The sequence below is a fragment of the Streptomyces sp. NPDC001502 genome (assembly GCF_042894785.1).
Taxonomy (GTDB): Bacteria; Actinomycetota; Actinomycetes; order Streptomycetales; family Streptomycetaceae; genus Streptomyces; species Streptomyces kutzneri.
In genome coordinates this window covers 12241-30848 of sequence record NZ_JBIAVW010000020.1, presented here as the reverse complement: position 1 = coordinate 30848, position 18608 = coordinate 12241, and the positions used below count along the sequence as shown (strand labels likewise).

Annotated in this window: 15 protein-coding genes and 1 riboswitch; of the genes, 6 read left to right on the top strand and 9 right to left on the bottom strand. The window is 72.8% G+C overall.

The genetic code is table 11. The features are described 5' to 3' along the window. Positions 1-45: 45 nt before the first annotated feature. The 3 genes from ACFY0D_RS29445 to ACFY0D_RS29435 are packed head-to-tail and all read right to left on the bottom strand — an operon-like array spanning position 46 to position 2587. Positions 46-1083, bottom strand: a complete 1038-nt coding sequence (locus ACFY0D_RS29445) for an ABC transporter substrate-binding protein (RefSeq protein ID WP_390801056.1) — start codon at positions 1081-1083, stop codon at positions 46-48. Between the two features lie 8 nt (positions 1084-1091). Beyond that, positions 1092-1811, bottom strand: a complete 720-nt coding sequence (locus ACFY0D_RS29440) for an ABC transporter ATP-binding protein (protein ID WP_390801055.1) — start codon at positions 1809-1811, stop codon at positions 1092-1094. Further along, entirely contained in the window at positions 1808-2587 is a 780-nt protein-coding gene (locus ACFY0D_RS29435; RefSeq protein WP_390801054.1) for an ABC transporter permease, read from the bottom strand. Before ACFY0D_RS29435 ends, ACFY0D_RS29440 begins: the two co-directional genes overlap by 4 nt. Positions 2588-2739: 152 nt before the next feature. On the opposite strand from ACFY0D_RS29435, the gene ACFY0D_RS29430 reads away from it, so the two are divergent. After that, entirely contained in the window at positions 2740-3309 is a 570-nt protein-coding gene (locus tag ACFY0D_RS29430) for an XRE family transcriptional regulator (protein WP_351161803.1), read from the top strand. Here the strand turns inward: ACFY0D_RS29430 and ACFY0D_RS29425 are convergent. Together ACFY0D_RS29425 and ACFY0D_RS29420 are read right to left on the bottom strand one after the other, a co-directional pair. Further along, a complete protein-coding gene (locus tag ACFY0D_RS29425; protein ID WP_390801053.1) occupies positions 3293-7231 on the bottom strand; it encodes a helix-turn-helix domain-containing protein in 3939 nt (1312 codons plus the stop codon). The genes ACFY0D_RS29430 and ACFY0D_RS29425 overlap by 17 nt on opposite strands. A gap of 150 nt (positions 7232-7381) precedes the next feature. Continuing rightward, on the bottom strand, positions 7382-7744 hold the full coding sequence (locus ACFY0D_RS29420) for a hypothetical protein (protein ID WP_390801052.1): 363 nt from the start codon (positions 7742-7744) through the stop codon (positions 7382-7384). A gap of 257 nt (positions 7745-8001) precedes the next feature. Here ACFY0D_RS29420 and ACFY0D_RS29415 point away from each other — a divergent pair, with 257 nt between their 5' ends. The 3 genes from ACFY0D_RS29415 (at position 8002) to ACFY0D_RS29405 (ending at position 11028) form a co-directional block, all read left to right on the top strand. Beyond that, positions 8002-8547, top strand: coding sequence for a DM13 domain-containing protein (locus ACFY0D_RS29415; RefSeq protein ID WP_390801051.1), 546 nt, complete (start codon positions 8002-8004; stop codon positions 8545-8547). A 196-nt stretch (positions 8548-8743) separates the two neighbouring features. Beyond that, the gene (locus ACFY0D_RS29410) at positions 8744-9934 is read left to right on the top strand and encodes a nitrous oxide reductase family maturation protein NosD (protein WP_390801050.1); all 1191 of its coding nucleotides are present in this window, start codon (positions 8744-8746) and stop codon (positions 9932-9934) included. Positions 9935-9969: 35 nt separating this feature from the next. After that, positions 9970-11028 carry a methyltransferase gene (locus ACFY0D_RS29405; RefSeq protein ID WP_351161795.1) on the top strand — a complete coding sequence of 353 codons (1059 nt, stop codon included), beginning with the start codon at positions 9970-9972 and terminating at the stop codon, positions 11026-11028. Positions 11029-11110: 82 nt separating this feature from the next. Here the strand turns inward: ACFY0D_RS29405 and ACFY0D_RS29400 are convergent, their stop codons facing one another. Next, complete coding sequence (locus ACFY0D_RS29400) at positions 11111-11362, bottom strand: acyl carrier protein (protein ID WP_314251526.1); 252 nt, start codon at positions 11360-11362, stop codon at positions 11111-11113. A 13-nt stretch (positions 11363-11375) separates the two neighbouring features. Then, positions 11376-12545: a SchA/CurD-like domain-containing protein gene (locus tag ACFY0D_RS29395; RefSeq protein ID WP_390801049.1), complete on the bottom strand. Its 1170-nt coding sequence runs from the start codon at positions 12543-12545 to the stop codon at positions 11376-11378. A gap of 101 nt (positions 12546-12646) precedes the next feature. Here ACFY0D_RS29395 and ACFY0D_RS29390 point away from each other — a divergent pair, with 101 nt between their 5' ends. Further along, on the top strand, positions 12647-14383 hold the full coding sequence (locus tag ACFY0D_RS29390) for an FAD-dependent oxidoreductase (RefSeq protein WP_390801048.1): 1737 nt from the start codon (positions 12647-12649) through the stop codon (positions 14381-14383). 98 nt (positions 14384-14481) lie between these two features. On the opposite strand, the gene ACFY0D_RS29385 is transcribed toward ACFY0D_RS29390, so the two are convergent. Then, entirely contained in the window at positions 14482-15024 is a 543-nt protein-coding gene (locus tag ACFY0D_RS29385) for a hypothetical protein (protein ID WP_390801047.1), read from the bottom strand. A gap of 227 nt (positions 15025-15251) precedes the next feature. Then, a riboswitch (cobalamin riboswitch) is annotated at positions 15252-15481 on the top strand. A gap of 179 nt (positions 15482-15660) precedes the next feature. Here ACFY0D_RS29385 and metE point away from each other — a divergent pair. After that, positions 15661-17979, top strand: a complete 2319-nt coding sequence (gene metE / locus ACFY0D_RS29380; protein ID WP_390801046.1) for a 5-methyltetrahydropteroyltriglutamate--homocysteine S-methyltransferase — start codon at positions 15661-15663, stop codon at positions 17977-17979. Here metE and ACFY0D_RS29375 read toward each other — a convergent pair. Beyond that, positions 17976-18593 carry a TetR/AcrR family transcriptional regulator gene (locus ACFY0D_RS29375; RefSeq protein ID WP_390801045.1) on the bottom strand — a complete coding sequence of 206 codons (618 nt, stop codon included), beginning with the start codon at positions 18591-18593 and terminating at the stop codon, positions 17976-17978. The genes metE and ACFY0D_RS29375 overlap by 4 nt on opposite strands. Between the last annotated feature and the right edge of the window lie 15 nt (positions 18594-18608).

The following is an 18608-nucleotide window of genomic DNA, read 5'->3' as shown; positions in this document are numbered from 1 at the left end:
GTGGGTGTGGGTGTGCCCGTGCGCTTGCGTGTACGTGCGCGTGGTTCAGCGGACGGTGACGGCGGCCGGGTCGACGGCCGCCAGGGGGCCGGCGTTCAGGTACCGCAGCAGTGCGGCGCGGTCGGCGGCGCCGGGCAGGTTCTGGGCGGCCTTGGCCCAGGCGGCCTCCTCCTCCAGCTGCGCCAGCAGCTCGGGGGAGAGGGTGGCGCCGTAGGTGTAGCGCGGCTGGTAGGTGTCGACGTAGGCGGCCTGGAGGACGCCCTTGGACTGGGCGAGTACGGCCTTGCGGGCACCGGCCGGGTCGGCGCCGAGCTCCCGCTGGGCGCGCAGCAGCGTGCGCAGGACCGCGATGGTGCTCTCCTCGTTCGCCGAGGGCCCGGCGACGAGGAGGGTCCTGGCCGTGTACCCGGTGAAGGGGAGCTCGGCGTAGGAGCCGCCCAGAGCGGTGCGCGCGGCGTCGTACAAGCTGGGGAAGGTGACCCCGGCATCGACGTCCCCGCGGGCCAGCGCCGAAGTGACCTGGTTCGGGGCGAGGTTGACCACGGTGACGTCCGCCGCGGTCAGCTGCGCCGAGGCGAGCATCCGCGACAGCGCGTACTCGACGTTCGTGCCCTGCGGGACTCCGACCTTGCGGCCCTTCAGCGCGGCGAAGCCGGTGATCTGCCGGTCGGTCCGGGTGAGCAGGCGCCAGTCGGAGAACCGGGACAGGTCGGCGACGACCCGCAGCTCGCGCCCGCCCAGCGCGGCCGTCACGGCGGGCAGATCGCCGACGACGCCGAGCTGGGCCTGGCCGCCGAGTACGGCGTTGAGCGCGTCGCGGCCGGTGGGCTGGGTGGTGACGGTGGCCTCGATGCCCTCGGCCGACCAGAGGTCGCGCTCCTCGGCCACGTAGACGGGGGCGCCGCCGAGATGGTCGCTCGCGGCGAGGGTGACGGCCGCACGGCCACCGTCCGCCGGGCCCGACGGGGAACCGCCGCAGGCCGTGGCGAGCGGGGAGAGCAGGGCGGCCAGCAGTGCGGCGGCCACCGCGCGGGGTCTGAGCATGGTGAATCCGGACATGGTGAACAGTCCTTCCGTGGACATGGGCGGGATCATTCGGAACCGAGGTGGCGGGCGATCAGGGAGCGCAGGTCGGGATCGGGCGGTCCGGACGGCACGGCGTGGTCGGCGAGCACCCGCCCGGGACTCCCGCCGAGGACGATCACGCGCCCGGCGAGCGCCAGCGCCTCGTCGATGTCGTGCGTGACGAACAGGACGGTGGTGCCGCGGCGCTGCCACAGCTCCCGCAGCAGGGTCTGCATCCGGGTCCGGGTCAGCGCGTCCAGCGCTCCGAACGGCTCGTCCATCAACAGCACTTCGGGTTCGGCGGCCAGCGCCCGGGCCAGCGCCACCCGCTGCTGCATCCCGCCCGAGAGCTGGGCCGGGTACTTCTCCGCGCCGTCCGCGAGCCCCACCTCGGCCAGCGCCGCGAGGGCGCGCCGGCGGCGCTCCGCACGGGGCAGCCCGAGGCGCCCCAGGGCGAACTCGACGTTGCCCCGGGCCGTGCGCCACGGGAACAGCGCGTAGTGCTGGAACACCACGCCCCGCTCCGGGCCGGGCCCGCGCACGGGCTCCGCGCCCGCGGTCACCTGCCCGGCGGTGGGCCGTACGAAGCCGGCCACCGTGTTGAGGACCGTGGACTTGCCGCATCCGCTGGGCCCGAGCAGCGCCGTGAACGAGCCCGCCGCGAACTCCAGGTCGGTGTGCTCCAGCACCGGCGCGCCGGCCCCGTAGCCCGCCGAGAGCCCTTCCAGCCGTACCGCGAGGCTCATGACGCGCTCCAGTGCACGAACCGGCGGCCCACGGCGGCCAGGACGAGGTCGACGGCGACCCCGAGCAGCCCGAGGACGAGCAGCCCCGCGAACATCCGGTCCACCCGCAGGAACTGGCCGTCCACCTGCAGCCGGTACGCCAGCCCGCTGTCCGCACCGCCCAGTTCGGCCGCCACCAGCGCGAGCAGGGCCACCGAGGCCCCGTAGCGCAGCGCCGCGAGCAGGGCGGGCGCGGCGGCGGGCAGCAGCACCTCGGTGAACCGCCGGTGCAGCGGGGCCCCCAGCGACCGGGCCGCCCGCAGATGGGAGACCGGTACCCGGGACACCCCGTCGTGGACGTACAGCCAGACGGCGAGGAGGACGGCGTACGCGATGAGCAGGCGCTTGGCGCTCTCGCCGATGCCGAACCAGGCGGTCGCGAGCGGTACCAGCGCGATGGCCGGGATCGGCCGCAGGAAGGAGATGACCGGGGTGACGGCGGCGGACACTTCTCGCAGGTAGCCGGTGGTGAAGCCGAGCGCGCTGCCGGTGACGGCGCCCAGGGCGAAGCCCTGTCCGGCGCGGGCCAGGCTGGCGCCGAGGTCGGCGGCCAGGGTGCCGCTGCGGGCGCTGTCCGCCAGGGCGGCCGCGGTCTCGCCGGGCGTGGGCAGCAGTCCCGGGGCGACCCCGCCGGAGTGGGCGAGGAGGTACCAGAGGGCGAGTACGACGCCGGCCGCGCCCAGGGCCGGGCCGAGCCCGGCGAGGCCCCGGCCGGGGGGTGAGGGGGTGGCGTGCACGGGGCGGCTCCTCGATCGTTTCGGCGCGTTCGTTCCGACGCGTTGATAAGTGAGGTCAATAATTGACCACGCTTATGTCGGGAGTGTTGCGGCAGTGCGAAACCTCCCGCGGCCCCCCGGAACGCCGTACCCGATGAGGTACGTTCACCTGCGTGTCTCGCCCAGAACCCACCCCCGAAGCGATCGAGGTCGGACGGGTGATCCGCGGCTGCCGCAAGCAGCGCGGCGTCTCCATGGCCGTACTCGCCACCCGCTCAGGCCTCTCCCAGCCCTTCCTCAGCCAGCTGGAACGCGGACTCGCCACGCCCAGCCTCAGCTCGATCTACCGGATCGCCGAGGCCCTGGACGTCACCCCGGGCACCTTCCTGCGGCCGCCCGACCGGCCCGGCGCCGTCAGCCACGAGAGCGACCCCCAGGTGATCCGCGTGAACGAGGCCGCGGGACAGATCGCCCAGGTGCTCATCCCCGGCGGGCGCAGCACCGTGATGGAGGCCTACGAGCACCACTTCGAGCCCGGCCGGGGCGAGCGCGGCTGGTTCGAACACCCCGGCGAGGACTTCCTCTACGTCCTGGAGGGCGAGATCGTCCTGGAGGTCGAGGGCGAGGACCCGCTGACCCTGCGCGCGGGCCAGAGCGCCCACCACCGGGGCGAACTCCCGCACCGCTGCCGCCTGTCGGGCCCGGCCGCGGCACGCACCCTGCTCGTCATCGCGAACGCCTGAGCCAGACCGGCAAGGCACCCTCCCGGGCCGGACCCCCGTCCAGCCCCGCGGACCCGGACGTTCGCAGCCTCTCGACCGCCGCCAGCCGCGCCCCGACGTCCAGGTCCCACAGCCGTACGGTGCCGTCCGTACTGCTGCTGGCCACCGTCCGTCCGTCGGGGGCGAAGACGACGCCCCACACCGCGTTCGCGTGGCCGGACAGCGTGGCCACCGTCCGGCGCCCGGCCACGTCCCACAACCGGACCGTGCGGTCGTTGCCGCTGCTCGCGAGCGTGCGGCCGTCAGGGGAGAAGGCGAGGCCCCGCGCCGAGCCGGTGTGCCCGGCCAGCGCCGCCTCGAAGCGGTGGCGCCGCGCGTCCCACAGCCGTACGGTCCCGTCGTTGCCGCTGCTCGCCAGTGTCCGCCCGTCCGGGCTGAAGGCCACACCGCGCACCGCGCCCCGGTGGCCGGCGAGGACGGCGAGCGGGCGGCGCCCCGCCACGTCCCACAGCCGGACCGTCAGATCGTCCCCGGCGCTCGCCAGGGTGCGCCCGTCGGGGCTGAACACCACATCGTTGGCGAAGTCCGTGTGACCGGTGAGGACGGCGAGCGGGCGGCGCCCCGCCACGTCCCACAGCCGTACGGTGCCGTCGGAACCGGCCGACGCCAGGGTCCGCCCGTCCGGGGAGAAGGCCACCGCGAACACGGTCCCGCCCGGGCCGTCGAGCACGGCGGACCGGCCGCGCGCCGCGGTGTCCCAGAGCCGGATCGTGCCGTCGGAACCGGCCGAGGCCAGGGTCCGCCCGTCGGGCGCGAAAGCCACGGAGAACACCGTCTCGCCGTGCCCCGCGAACGTCGCCAGGACCCGGCGCCCCGCCACGTCCCACAGCCGCACCGCGTGATCGGCCTCCGCGGTGGCCAGCCACTTCCCGTCCGGGCTGTACGCCGCGTGCCAGACCTCCGTGAACGGCCGCGAGGCCAGAACCGCGCCCCGCAGGTCCCACAGCACCACCGACTGGTCGAAACCGGCGGTGGCCAGCATGGCCCCACCGCTGTCCACGGCCACCCCGAGGACGTAGTCGGTGTGGCCGGCGAGCGTGGCCGTGGCCCGGCCCCCGGCCACGTCCCACAGCCGGGTCGTACCGTCGCCGCCCGCGCTGACGACCGTCGTCCCGTCCGGCGTGTAGGCGACCGCGTTGACGTCGTCGCTGTGCCCGGGCAGCGTGGCCGTCGTCCGGCGCCCGGCCACGTCCCACAGCCGTACCGTGCGGTCGACGCCCCCTGTGGCGACCGTACGGCCGTCCGGGGCGAAGGCCACGCCCAGCACCTCGTCGGTGTGCCCGGTGAGGACGGCTGCGGGACCGGCCTCCACCGGGTCCCACAGCCGTACGGTCCGGTCGGCGCCGGCCGACACCAGCGTCCGGCCGTCGGCGGCGTACGCCAGGGCGTTCACCCGCCCGCTGTGGCCGGTGAGGGACGCGAGGGCATGGTGGTCCCCGGTGGCGTCCCACAGCCCGATCGTCCCGTCGGCACCGGCGACGGCCAGGCTCCGCCCGTCGGGCGCGAAGGCCACGGCCCGGGCGCCCGCCGTGCTTTCCGGAAGTTGCGCCCCCGTGCCACGGCCGGCGGTGTCCCACAGCCGCGCCGGCCCGTCCGTCGACGTGGCCGCGAGCATCGACCCGTCGGGACTGAAGGCCACCGCGCGCACCCGCCCGGGCATGGTGAAGGTCGCGATCGTCCGGCGGTCGGCCACCCGCCGCAGGAGCACCGTCCCGTCGGAACCGGCCGTCGCCAGCAGGCCGTTGCCCGGGCCGAAGGCCACCGCGTTGACCGGCCCGCCGTGCCCGCCCAGACGGGCGACGAACGGCTGGGACTGGGTGCTCAGCAGTGCCCCGCGGGCCTCGCTCGTCGCCGAGGTCCGGTACGCCTCCCCGGCGAGCAGCATCGAGGCCTCGGGCCGGCCCGAGGCCAGCGCCGCGGACTGCAGGGCGAGCGCCCTCGAACGGGCGACGCGCTCCTGGCCCAGCGCGCCCGAGCGCTGCTGGTACGCGAGCCCGCCCGCGCCCACCGCGAGGACCAGCAGGACCACGAGCGTGGCCAGCGTCCACTGCCGCAGCCGCACCTGACGCCCGGCCTGCTGCTCACGGCTGTCCTGCGCGTCCTGGCTCGCCCGCAGGAAGGCGGCCTCCACCGGGCCGAGCCGGCTCCTGCCGTCGTGCTCGTCGGCCCAGGCCCGGGCGGTCTCCAGCCGGGTCCCGCGGTGCAGCGCCGACGGATCGCGGCCCTCGCGCTCCCATTCCGCGGCGGCGTGCGCCAGTTGCTGGTGGACCAGCAGCCCGGCCCGGTCGGCGCGGATCCAGCCGCGCAGCCGCGGCCAGGCATGAAGCAGGGCCTCGTGGGTGATCTCGACGGCGTCACTGTCCATGGTGATCAGGCGGGCCCGGACGAAGGTGTCGAGCGCGGCCGCGGCGGGGCCCGCGTCGGCCAGCTGCTCCATCAGGGCGGCCCGGCTCATCCGGCGGCGCGTGGCGCCCGTACCGTCGGCGACGTGCACCAGCCGCACCAGGACGCGGCGGAGCGTGTTCTGCTCGGCCGGGTACAGGCGGGTGAACACCTCCTCGGCGGTGCGGGCGATCGCCCCCTGGATGCCGCCCGTGCGCTCGTACCCGCCGACGGTCAAGGCGGCGCCCTCGCGCTGGCGCCAGGTGGCCAGCAGGGCGTGCGAGACCAGGGGGAGCACCCCGGAGGGGGTCCGATCGGGCTGATCGTCGCGCAGTCCGGCATCGCTCATCAGCAGCGGGAACAGGCCCGGTTCGAGGGTGAGGCCGGCGAGGTCCGCCGGGCGGGTGATCGATTCCCGCAGCTCCGCCAGGGACATCGGGGGCAGGACGAAGAGTCCACGGGTGAAGACCGGGGCCAGCTCCGGCAGGTCCAGGCAGTTCCCGGAGAAGTCGGCCCGTACGCCGAGCACCACGACGGCGGGGTCGAGGCCCTCCGCTTCGAGACCCTCTGCTTCGAGGCCGTCCGGTGCGAGGCCGTCCGGTAGGAGGCCGTCCGGTAGGAGGCCGTCCGGCTCGGGACGTGCGGCCGCCAGCGCACACAGCACCCGGACGAACGCGCGCCGCTCGTCCTCGTCGGAGCACAGCGTGAACAGCTCCTCGAACTGGTCGACGAGCAGCACCGGACGCGGGGGCGGCGGCGTCCGGTCCGGGCCGTCCGCCGGGGGAGGGCCCGAGCGCCGCCGGACGGCTTCGAGCAGCGCGTGCGGCCGGTCCCGGACCTCGCCCACGGTGACGCCGAGATCGCCGCCCAGGGCTTTCGCAGCGCAGTCCAGCAGTTCCTCCAGCGGGTGCGCGGTGGGCGTGAACCGCAGCACGGGCCAGGAGTCGGAGCCCGGGATCGGGAAGCCGCCCCCGCGCAGCGCCGGCACGAGACCGGCGTTCAGCAAGGAGGACTTGCCCGCGCCCGACGGGGCGAGCAGCATCAGCGGCCCGTCGCCGATCCGTTCGAAGACCCGCTCGATCAGCTCGGCCGTCGCCCGCTCCCGGCCGAAGAACCAGCGGGCCTCCCGCGCGGTGAAGGCCGGCAGGCCCCGGTAGGGACATTCGCCGTCGGCCTGCGGACCGGCGTCGCCGCCACTGCCGTCGGCCCCGCCGTCGCCGCGCGGCCCCGTTTCCCGCACCATCCGCACCAGTTCACCCCCGGCCCGCAGTACGTCGTCGCAGCGTCGCGCGACGTCGACGGTGACGCGCTTCGAGCCGGTCTCGATCTTGCTCAGATAGCCCTTGCTGTAATGCGTCTGCCGGGCGAGGTCCGCGAGGGACAGGCCACGTTGCACCCGCAGACGTCTCAGCTGTGCGGGAAAGGGCACCGCGGCGTCGTCGGACCCGTGCGGGCGGTCGGTCTCTGGCCGGCGGTCCGGATCCCCCAAGACATCCCCCATGGCAGTGCGCGCCCAGGCAGCGGTACGGGAGCGCCCAGGCTACAGCGGGGGTGAGGCGGACGGCCGCCTTTTCGAACCGGTATGACCGGAACACGAGTGTGCGGAGCCGCCTGTCGGGCGGCTCCGCGCGCCGCTCTGAAGGGGGCGCCGCTACGGGTTGAGCCGGACCGAGTTGACGGGCGTGAGGTCGGCGTGGACACCGGTCTTGGCGGCGATGGGGCTGCCGCAGCCCGAACCTCCGGAACCCGTGCACAGATTTGCGGTCGCACCGCCGTACTGGTTGTTGAGCACCCAGTGGTTCCCGAACTGATTGCTCAGGTTGTGCGCCCCGTAGGTGTAGAAGACGTGCGTCGGCTTGACGGCGGGGTTCTGGTTCTGAGGGTAGATGCAGACCGCCCCGTCCGGGCAGCCGGCCCACGCGTCGGCCGGCTTGGCCTCGACCGTGCCGCTGAGCGCGATCACGGCGACGACGGAGGTGGCGAGCGCGGCGGCGCCGCGGAAGATCCTGCGCATGATTTCCCCTTGTGGTGCTGGCCTCGTGCTGACGGCTTCAGGCTGCCCTCGGCCCGCACCGGGGTCGACGGGTTGCCCGTCGCCCAACGCGGCGGAGCCCGGGAAACTCCCTGCCACCAGCCCGGACGCAGAGCGGCGGGCAACGGCCGGGCGGGGCGGCGTAAGACTTTCGTCATCGGTGCGGGCATGGCGCACGGCGGCCCGGCCGCGTTGAATCCGTAGGTAGTGACCGGCAAAGGCGAAGAAGAGGGACGGCAGTGACACGGACCAGGCGCGGACGGCTGTGGGGCGGAGCAACGATCGCGGCGGCGGTGGTGTTGGCGGTGGCGCTGTACTGGCTGCAGCCGTGGAAGCTGTGGCAGGACGAGACCGTCCGCGAGGCGCTCCCGGCCGCCGCCGCGCCGTCGGGTCCGGGCGCGCCCGCGGCCGTACCGGGTGCCGCGGCCGCCCCGGTGACCGTGGCCCGCGGGACGCTCATCAGCCACGAGCACAGCACCACCGGCACGGTGGAGCTCATCCGGCTCCCCGACGGGTCCCACACGCTGCGGCTGGCGAACCTCGACACCAGCAACGGCCCGGACCTGCGGGTGTGGCTGACCGACGCCCCGGTGAAGGAGGGCGTGGCGGGCTGGCGCGTCTTCGACGACGGCAAGCACGTGAGCCTCGGCAAGCTCAAGGGCAACAAGGGGGACCAGAACTATCCGGTGCCCGCCGACGTGAACGTCGCCGAGCTCACCAGCGTCACCATCTGGTGCGATCGCTTCGACGTCTCCTTCGGAGCGGCCAGTCTCGCCGCCGTGTGACGCGCCTCCGGGTCCGTCCGGGCCGGGCGACACGCCGTAGGGCCGGAGCTGATCGGGCGTCACCCCCGTTCGGCCGTCTCCCGGAGTACGACTATCCACTCCTCCGGACGGCAAAATGCGGCCGTTTGCCCACAGGATGTATCCATCCGCCCATGCAGTGTGGCAATAGGTCGTAATCGCCCATAACTTCAGAATCGTGACGAACCGACAAATCAAGTCCCTCACGTGCATCGCAGTCGTCATGGCGGCAGGTCTCGGCGTGCTCGCGCCGACTGCCGCCGCCGAGGCCGGACGCAGAGTGCATCCGGGCGACTCGATCCAGGACGCGGTGAACTACGCCAGGCCGGGCGACATCATCACCGTGATGCCCGGCACCTACTACGAGAACGTGCTGATCACCAAGCGGCTGACCCTGCGCGGCTTCGGTGCCCGTACGGTGATCAAGCCGCCGGTCACGGCTGTCACGCCGGTCACGCCGGTCGCCCCCGTGGCACCCCCGGCCCCCGGCGTGTCGGCGGCGCCGGTGGCACCCGGAGCGGCCACGGCGCCGACCGCGGCGACGGCGCCGACCGCGGCCACGGCGCCGTCCGGCCGGGCGCTCGCCTGCTCGCAGGCCGACACCGGAATCTGCGTCATGGGGACGGCGGAGCGGCCCGTCGTCGACGTGGACATCCGGTCGCTGACCGTCTCGGGCTTCAAGCGCAACGGCATCTGGGCCTCCTACACCGACCGGCTGAGCGTCCAGCGCGTGATCGCCGAGAAGAACGGCACCTGGGGCATCGCCCAGGAGCGTTCCACCCGCGGGCTCTTCCGCGACAACACCGCCCGCGACAACGTCGAGTCGGGCCTCTTCATCGCCAACACCGTCGACCGGGAGGGCGGTGCCACCGACACCCTGGGCGCCGTGGTCCGCAGGAACACGCTGACCGGCAACCGGATCGGCGTCACCGTCCGGCGCGTCCGGAACCTCTCCGTCTACGGCAACAACCTCACCGGCAACTGCGGCGGCATCTTCGTCGTCGGCGACGAGGGCGAGCCCGGCGCCGGGGACATGACCATCCGCAACAACCGGATCCACGAGAACAACAAGTTCTGCAAGGGCAACAGCCGCCTCCCCGACATCCAGGGCGTCGGCATCGTCCTCACCGGGGCCGAGGAAACGGTCGTGCGTTCGAACGACATCCGCGGCAACGTCGGAGCCTCCCCGCTGTCGGGCGGAATCCTGCTGTTCAAGAGCTTCGTGGGCGCGACGAACACCGACAACGTCATCCGGGACAACGTGGTGCGTGACAACAAGCCGGCGGACCTGGCCAACCAGGGGACCGGCACCGGCAACCAGTTCGTCAACAACCGGTGCGCATCCTCCGTGCCGGCCGGGATGTGCTGACGCGTGACCCCCCTGATCAGCAGAATCGAGGCCTCATGACCACGGTAAGTCCCACACCGACCCCGATCCCGTCCCCCCAGCACACCCCCCAGCCGGCCATGCGCCTGCGGGAGCTCGTCTTCGGCGCGGCCTGCGCCGCCGCCGTACGGGCCGCGGCCCGCCTCGCGGTGGCCGACGCCCTCGGGGAGTCGCCCGCCACCGCCGCCGAACTCGCGGTGGCGGTCGACTCCGAGCCGCTGCCCCTGCAACGGCTGCTCCGCGCCCTGTCCTGCTACGGGATCTTCGCGGAGACGGAGGACGGGAAGTTCGTCCACACGGAGATGTCGCGGCTGCTGCGCGAGGACGACCCGCACAGCCTGCGCTACATCGCCCTGTGGTGCACGGAGCCCTGGACCTGGCAGGCCTGGCCGCGGCTCGACGACGCCGTCCGGTCCGGCGGCAGCGTCTTCCACGAGCTGTACGGCAAGGGGTTCTTCGACTACCTGCACCAGGACGCGCACGAGTCGGCCCACGTGTTCAACCGGGCCATGACCACCTCCAGCATGCAGTCGGCGCTGGACGTCGCGGAGCTCCTCGACCTCACCGGGATCTCGGTCGTCGCGGACATCGGCGGCGGCCAGGGACACGTACTGGCGAGCCTGCTGGAGAAGCACCCGACCGTACGAGGCGTCCTGCTCGACCTGCCGGGCGTGGCGGCGAAGGCGGATCCGCGGCTGCGGGAGGACGGTCCGCTCGCCGCACGGGCCGACATCGTCCCCGGGGACTGCCGTGAGGCCATCCCCGTCGACGCCGACATGTACATCATCAAGAACATCCTGGAGTGGGACGACGACAGCACCCGCAGGACCCTGCGCAACGTCGTCGAGGCGGCCCGCCCCGGATCCAGGGTCGTCATCATCGAGAACCTGGTCGACGACACTCCGTCGATGAAGTTCACCACGGCCATGGACCTGCTGCTGCTGCTCAACGTCGGTGGCGCGAAGCACACCAAGGCCAGCCTGTGCGCCCGTATGGAGGACGCCGGACTGGTGATCGGCGAGATCCGGCCGGTCAACGCGTACCTGCACGCGTTCGAGTGCACCGTGCCCGGGTGACGCCGGCCGGCATAGGACCGCACGCCTCGAGACCGGCACGAAGCCGGTCTCGAGGGCGTTTTCGGTGTTCCGTGCCTCGGCGTCAGGCCGCCAGGGCGTTGTTGACGAGGTCGAGGAACTCGCGCGGCGACTTGCACCGGTCGGCGTCGGCGGGCAGGGGCTTGCTGTGCCGGTTCTCCAGCTCACCGACGATGCCGAGGAGTCCCAGGGAGTCGAGCCCCCACTCGTCGAAGCCCGAGTCGGGGCGGCTCGCCATCGCCGCGGGGTCGACGGTGACGCCGGCCCCCTTCTTCATCAGGGCGGCCAGTTCTTCCATGGTCAGTCGAGCGGTCATGACGGACAACTCCTCAGGCTTGGACCGGCGCACGCCGGTCGGTGATCAGGCGCATTTCAGAGCGCGCGAGGAAGCGTGAGATCTCCTGGTCGGTGGTGGGGACGCCGTCCTTGGCGCTGTCGAGCAGCCGGGCGAGCACAGCAGCCTTGTGGCCGCCCTCGACGCCGAGGGCCAGTGCGGGGCGCGCGTCGAGCGGGCCGCGCAGGTCGAGGAGGCGCACGACGATGTCGTCGCGCTGGAAGACGGTGCTGCCCTCGATGGGACTCGTCGGGTCGTCCACGGCCGCCTCGTCCTGCCCGGCGAGCAGCCGGGCGAGCGCCATGCCGCACCCGTCCTTCGCGGGATAGAAGAGGGCGTGCCGGCTGACGTCCGCGGGCTCGCGGCCGCCGGCCGCCACATGGTGCACCGCCGGGAGCGCCGCACGGGTGAAGAACATCCGGGCCGATCCGGGGTCGCTGAGATCCCGGTCCTGCTCCAGGTACGGGTTGATGGCCTCCTCCAGCGCCCGTACCTCGGGCTGCTGGGACACGTGGCGCAGGGCCGCGAGGAGGTCGCCCTCGACCTCGACCGCCCGCACGACACGGTTGCCGTGCATGAACAGCGAGGTGCGGCGCAGCCGGGTGCTCTCGTCCACCTGGGCCTGCGGGGAGGTGTACCCGGCCAGGAGTTCCGCCACCACCGGCTCGCTGCCGGGCTTCACGGTGAAGGTGAGCGCGTGGCGGACGACGCCGTCACCGCGCCGCGGAGCGACCCGGAGGCCGCCCCGGGCCGTGTCCGCGGCGTCCGGTGAAGAGGCGGCGGAGGGCGGGCCGGTGGGGGAGAGGGAGCCGGGGCCCGGCCCCTTGCCTGTCACGTGCAGCACGCTGAATCGCAGCGAGCGGGTGTCCCGTACGCAGCCGTGGAGCGGCTGCACCGACGCGACGTGTTCCTCGCTGTTGACCCAGGCCAAGAACCGCGGTGCGCTCTCCCATTCGCTGGTGATGAGCCACTGCGACGGATTCTCGATCGACTGGCACAGCTCGTCGCGGATGTGTCCGGGGACGGAGGACACCTGCTCGCGGAGATGTTCGTACACCTCCAGGAACTGATTCTGCGCACCGTCGTACAGATCCAGCAGCAGCACGACCCGAAGCCTCGAGCCGTCGAAGGCGGACTGGGATATCCGTTCCGACAAGGTTGTCATCGTTCACACTCCTTCGAGACCACACGGTCGCCACGGGCGGCGCCACCCGAACCGATCGTTGTCCCGTAATCCCTGCGGCGCGAGAGGAGAGAACCAAGCGGGTGAACGAGCGAGGGAACCGGGCTCGTACAGGGCATGGAAGAGCCATGAAGGAAAACGTCGACCACCACGTCCCGGTCCTCATCGTGGGCGGCTCGCTGGTGGGTCTGTGCACCTCGCTCTTCCTCGGCCGGCATGGCATCAGACACATGGTGGTCGAGAAGCACGCGGGTACCTCGATGCACCCACGCGGACGCGGTATCAACGTACGGACGATGGAACTGTTCCGGGTCGCCCGTGTCGAGGACCGGATCCGTGAGGCCGCCTCGGTCCTGGCGGACAACCACGGCATCATGCAGGGCGGCTCGCTGACCGGTGACGACCAGGAGTGGCTCTTCCAGGAAATCGACCCGGGTGGCGCGCTCGCGCGCTTCAGCCCGGCGGCATGGTGTCTGTGCAGCCAGAACGACATCGAGCCGGTCCTGATGTCCGTGACCCCCTCACTCGGAGCCGACCTGCGGTTCTCCACCGAACTCCTCTCCTTCGACCAGGACCCGGGCGGGGTCACCGCGATCGTGAAGAACCGGGAGACCGGGGAGCACAGCACGGTGCGCGCGGACTACCTCGTCGCCGCCGACGGGCCGCGCAGCCCCGTGCGGGAGGCGCTCCGGATCGGCCAGAGCGGCTCCGGGGACCTGTTCCACAACGTGAGCATCACCTTCCGGTCGCAGATGCTGCCCCACGTGGTCGGCGACCGGCGCTTCATCGTGTGCTACCTGACCAAGCCCGATGCCGACGGGGCCCTGCTGCCGGTCGACAACGGCGAGCGGTGGGTCTTCCACGCGCCCTGGCACCCGGACCGGGGCGAGACGCTGGAGGACTTCACCGACGAGCGCTGCGTGGAGCACATCCGCCGGGCCGTCGGCGCCCCCGACCTGGACGTCGAGGTCACCGGGAAGGCCCCGTGGCACGCCGCCGAGCGGGTCGCCGAGCGGTACGCCGTCGGCCGGGTCTTCCTGGCCGGTGACTCCGCCCACGAGATGTCCCCCACCGGGGCGTTCGGCTCGAACACCGGCATCCAGGACGCCCACAACATCGCCTGGAAACTCGCCGCGGTCCTGAACGGCTCGGCCGGGCCGGGGCTGCTGCAGACCTACGAGGCCGAGCGGTTGCCGGTGGCCCGGGCGACGAGCGAGCGCGCCTCGGCGCGTTCGGCGGAGCACAGCCACCCGGGGTACGAGCCCGAGCCCGAGCCCGGGTCCGCCTCCGGGGCCGCGCCCGCGGCCGGGCCGGACTCCGCGCCGGGCGGGGGCGGCGGCCGGCAGGGCGGGGTCCTCTCCGTGGCCATGGGTTACCGCTACAACCGGGGCGCGGTGCTGGGCGCCGACCCGGACCGGCCCGTCGTACCCGAACGGATGCGGCTCTGCGGGGATCCGGGCAGCCGTGCACCGCACATGTGGCTCTGCGGTCCAGGGGATCCGGATCCGAAGTCCACCGTGGACCTCTACGAGCGTTCCTTCGTCCTGCTGTGTTCCGAGGGCACGCCGTGGCGTGCCGCGGGGCGGTCCGTCGCCGAACTGCTGGGCCTGCCCCTGGACGTGTACGCGATCGGCACCGGCCCGGAGGCCGACCTGATCCCGGCGAACGGCGGCGACTGGAGCGAGGTGCACGGCACGGCCGAGGAGGGTGCGATCCTCGTCCGACCGGACGGTTTCGTGGCCTGGCGCTCGGCGCAGGCGGTGGCGGATCCGGCAGCGGTCCTCCACGAGGTCCTGACCACGCTGCTGGACCGGTCCTGATCCGACCGTTCCCGTTCCCGGAGAGACGAGGGCGCCGTCCGGCGGAGTGATCCGCGGGACGGCGCCCTTTCACCTGGCGACGAGGCGGCCGGACCGGGTCATCGCGTCGTCTTCGAGCCGAGGCTCCCGGGTGTCCTCGGAACCCAGTCGGGGACCGCCGAGGCCTGCTTCGGATCCGGCTCCAGCATGGTCACGCGCCAGCCGTCCTCTCCGGTCCTTCCGGCGAGGCGCACCAGGAACGACTTGGTCTGGCCCGTGTCGTGGAAGTACACGACGACGAGCTGCCGCACGGACCCCTCGTCGTAGAAGTCCGCGGTCACCTTCCCCTTGGCCCCCTCGTGGAAGGCCCGGATCCAGTTCCGGGCGGTCCGCTCGACGTCCCCCTTCGCGTCATCGGGGTCGTCGGCGAGCGCCTCCACCTCCTCGGCCTTGCCGTCGGCGAGCCGCCAGATCAGCTTCTGGGTGATCCCGAGGGACTCGGAGGTGGGGTACCCGACCACGCCCAGGGGTTCGTGGCCCGCGTAATCGGTCGCGTACTGCAGCTTCTCCTCGTCGGCGGCACAGGCGGTGAGACCGCCCCAGGCCAGCACGGACACCAGGGCGGCGCGTACGACGAAGGCGGCCCTCGGCCGGGCGCTCATCGGGGAACCCATACTTCCTCGGTCTTCCGGTGGTCATCGAGTGATCTCGGTGCAGAGAGCTGCAACGTACTGCCCTGACCGGGCAGTTCGATCCGGTAAACGGACAAGAGGGACACAACTCGCGTCTCAGTGATGCAATTCACTCAATGGCTGGATTTCGACCCTCGTGGGTCTCACCCCACCATCCGGATGCCGGACAACTCCGCGCGCCGACGGGGAACGCCGTCTACTCTGGCCGGGCAGCTGGTTCGCCCCGTCCGCCAGGCGGGATGCGTCGTAAGAGGGAACCCGGTGGGAATCCGGGACTGCCCCGCAGCGGTGAGCGGGAACGACCGCCGTCATACGCACTGGGCCCGGACGGGTCTGGGAAGCGACGGCCAGTAGGAGTCTCGTACGGCATCCGTACGACGAGACGTGCCCGCGAGTCCGAAGACCTGCCCGTTGCCCGTACGCGACCGATCGCGCACGGAAATCCCGGTGACCTCGTGGGCGGGTCGGCGACACATCAGGCGGACGACCGCGGACGCGTGCAGCTGCACGTACCCGTACCCGGTCGGGCTCCGCCCGGTTCGTCATCCCTTCGCGCCCTCGGCCCCTCACCGGGTCCACAGGAGAACGCTCGCGAAGGAGAGTTCCGTGACCCGCAAGACCCCCGCCACCGCAGGACGGCCCACCGTGGCCACCGTGTACGGCTACCCCCGCCAGGGCCAGAACCGCGAACTGAAGAAGTCCGTCGAGGGCTACTGGAAGGGCCGCGTCACCGCCGACGCCCTCCGGGAGACCGCCCGCGACCTGCGCCGCACCAACTGGCAGCAGCTGGCCGACGCCGGCATCACCGAGGTGCCGACCGGTGACTTCTCGTACTACGACCACGTGCTCGACACCAGCGTGATGGTCGGCGCCGTCCCCGAGCGGCACCGCGCCGCCGTCGCGGCCGACCCGCTCGACGGGTACTTCGCGATGGCGCGCGGTACCCAGGACGTGGCGCCGCTGGAGATGACCAAGTGGTTCGACACCAACTACCACTACCTGGTGCCCGAACTCGGCCCCGGCACCATCTTCACCGCCGACTCCACCCGTCAGGTCGCCCAACTGGGGGAAGCGCGCGGGCTGGGCCACACCGCCCGCCCGGTCCTGGTCGGCCCCGTCACCTACCTGCTGCTGGCCAAGCCCGCCCCCGGCGTCGCCGCCGGCTTCGATCCGCTGGCCCTGCTCGACCGGCTCCTGCCCGTCTACGCCCAGGTCCTGGCCGACCTGCGCGCCGCCGGAGCCGAGTGGGTGCAACTGGACGAGCCCGCCCTGGTGCAGGACCGCACCCCGGCCGAGCTGAACGCCACCGCCCGCGCGTACCGGGAACTGGGCGGCCTGACCGACCGGCCCAAGCTGCTCGTCGCCTCCTACTTCGACCGGCTCGGCGAAGCCCTGCCCGTGCTGGCCAAGGCACCCGTCGAAGGCCTCGCGCTGGACTTCACCGAGGCGGCGGCCGCAAACCTCGACGACCTCGCCGCCGTCGGGGGCCTGCCCGGCAAACGCCTCGTCGCCGGTGTCGTGAGCGGCCGCAACATCTGGATCAACGACTACGAGAAGTCCCTCGCCACCCTCGGAACCCTCCTGGGGCTCGCCGACCGGGTGGACGTGGCCACCTCCTGCTCCCTGCTGCACGTGCCGCTGGACGCCAGCGCCGAACGGGACATCGACCCGCAGGTCCGGCGCTGGCTCGCCTTCGCCCGCCAGAAGACCGCGGAGGTCGCCACCCTCGCCCGGGGTCTGGCCCGCGGCACGGACGCCATCGCCGCCGAACTCGCCGCCAACCGGGCCGACCTGGCCTCCCGCGCCGGCTCCGCCCTCACCCACGATCCGGCGGTCCGGGCCCGCACCGCCGCCGTCACCGACGCGGACGGGCGGCGCGCCCAGCCGTACGCCGAGCGGACGGCCGCCCAGCGGGCACACCTGGGCCTCCCGCTGCTTCCGACGACCACGATCGGGTCGTTCCCGCAGACCACCGAACTGCGCACGGCCCGCGCCGACCTGCGGGCCGGGCGCATCGACACCGACGGCTACGAGGACCGCATCCGGGCCGAGATCCGGGAGGTCCTGGCCTTCCAGGAGAAGGCCGGCATCGACGTCCTCGTGCACGGCGAGCCCGAACGCAACGACATGGTGCAGTACTTCGCCGAGCAGCTCACCGGTTACCTGGCCACCCAGCACGGCTGGGTCCAGTCCTACGGCACCCGCTACGTCCGCCCGCCCGTCCTGGCCGGCGACATCTCCCGCCCCGACCCGATGACCGTGCGCTGGACCACGTACGCCCGGTCGCAGACGTCCAAGCCGGTCAAGGGCATGCTGACCGGCCCCGTCACCATGCTCGCCTGGTCCTTCGTCCGCGACGACCAGCCCCTCGGCGACACCGCCCGCCAGGTGGCGCTCGCCCTGCGCGACGAGGTGGGCGACCTGGAGGCGGCCGGCACCCCGGTCATCCAGGTCGACGAGCCCGCCCTGCGCGAGACCCTCCCGCTGCGGGCCGCCGACCACGCCGCCTACCTCGCCTGGGCCACCGAGTCCTTCCGGCTCACCACGGGCGGAGTCCGCCCGGACACCCAGATCCACACGCACATGTGCTACGCCGAGTTCGGCGACATCGTGGAGGCCATCGAGGACCTCGACGCCGACGTCATCAGCCTGGAGGCCGCCCGTTCCCACATGCAGGTCGCCGGTGAACTGGCGGGCGCCGGCTACCCGCGCGAGGTCGGCCCCGGGGTCTGGGACATCCACTCGCCGCGGATCCCCTCCGTGGCCGAGGCGACGGCTCTGCTGCGCAAGGGACTGGGGGCCATCCCGGCGGAGCGGCTGTGGGTCAATCCCGACTGCGGACTGAAGACCCGGGGCTGGCCGGAGACCCGGGCCTCCCTGGAGAACCTGGTCGAGGCGGCCCGGCAGGTCCGCGCCGAGGTCTAGGCCGCGGTCTCTTCCGGACCGTCGTCGCCGACGAGGCCCGCGACATGGTCGGTGATCACGTCGAGGATGTCCGTCGAGATCCTGTCGTCGCCCAGAGCGAGATGGTTCAGCGTCAGCCCGTCGGTCATGGCGGCCAGATAGCGGGCCAGCACGCTCACGGGCACGCGGAGTTCGAAGCCCATGTGATGCCGGAGCTGCTCGATCAGTTCGGTGTAGGTGGCGCAGTACCGCTCGTACTGCCGCCGCGCCAGGTGTTCGAAGTCCGGCCGGCGCAGGGCGTACTGGGTGAGTTCGTAGGTGAGCATGTGTTCGCCCGGGTGGGCGGACACATGGTCCCAGTACGCCTGGAAGCCCGCCCGGACGGTCTCCCGCAGGGTGGCCTTCGGCTGGATCGCCTCCCTCACCAGGGTGACGCTGTGGTCGGTGATCGCCGCGATGACGGATTCGAGCAGGGCCTGCTTGGATTCGAAGCAGTAGTGGAAGACGCTCAGGGACACGCCCGCCTCGGCGGCGATCGACCTGGTCGTCGTCGCGGCGACGCCGTCGCGGGTCATCGCGCGGATGGCGGCCTCGGTCAGCTGCCGGCGCCGCTCGGCCGAGGGCATCCGTGCCATGGGCGTTCCTTTCGG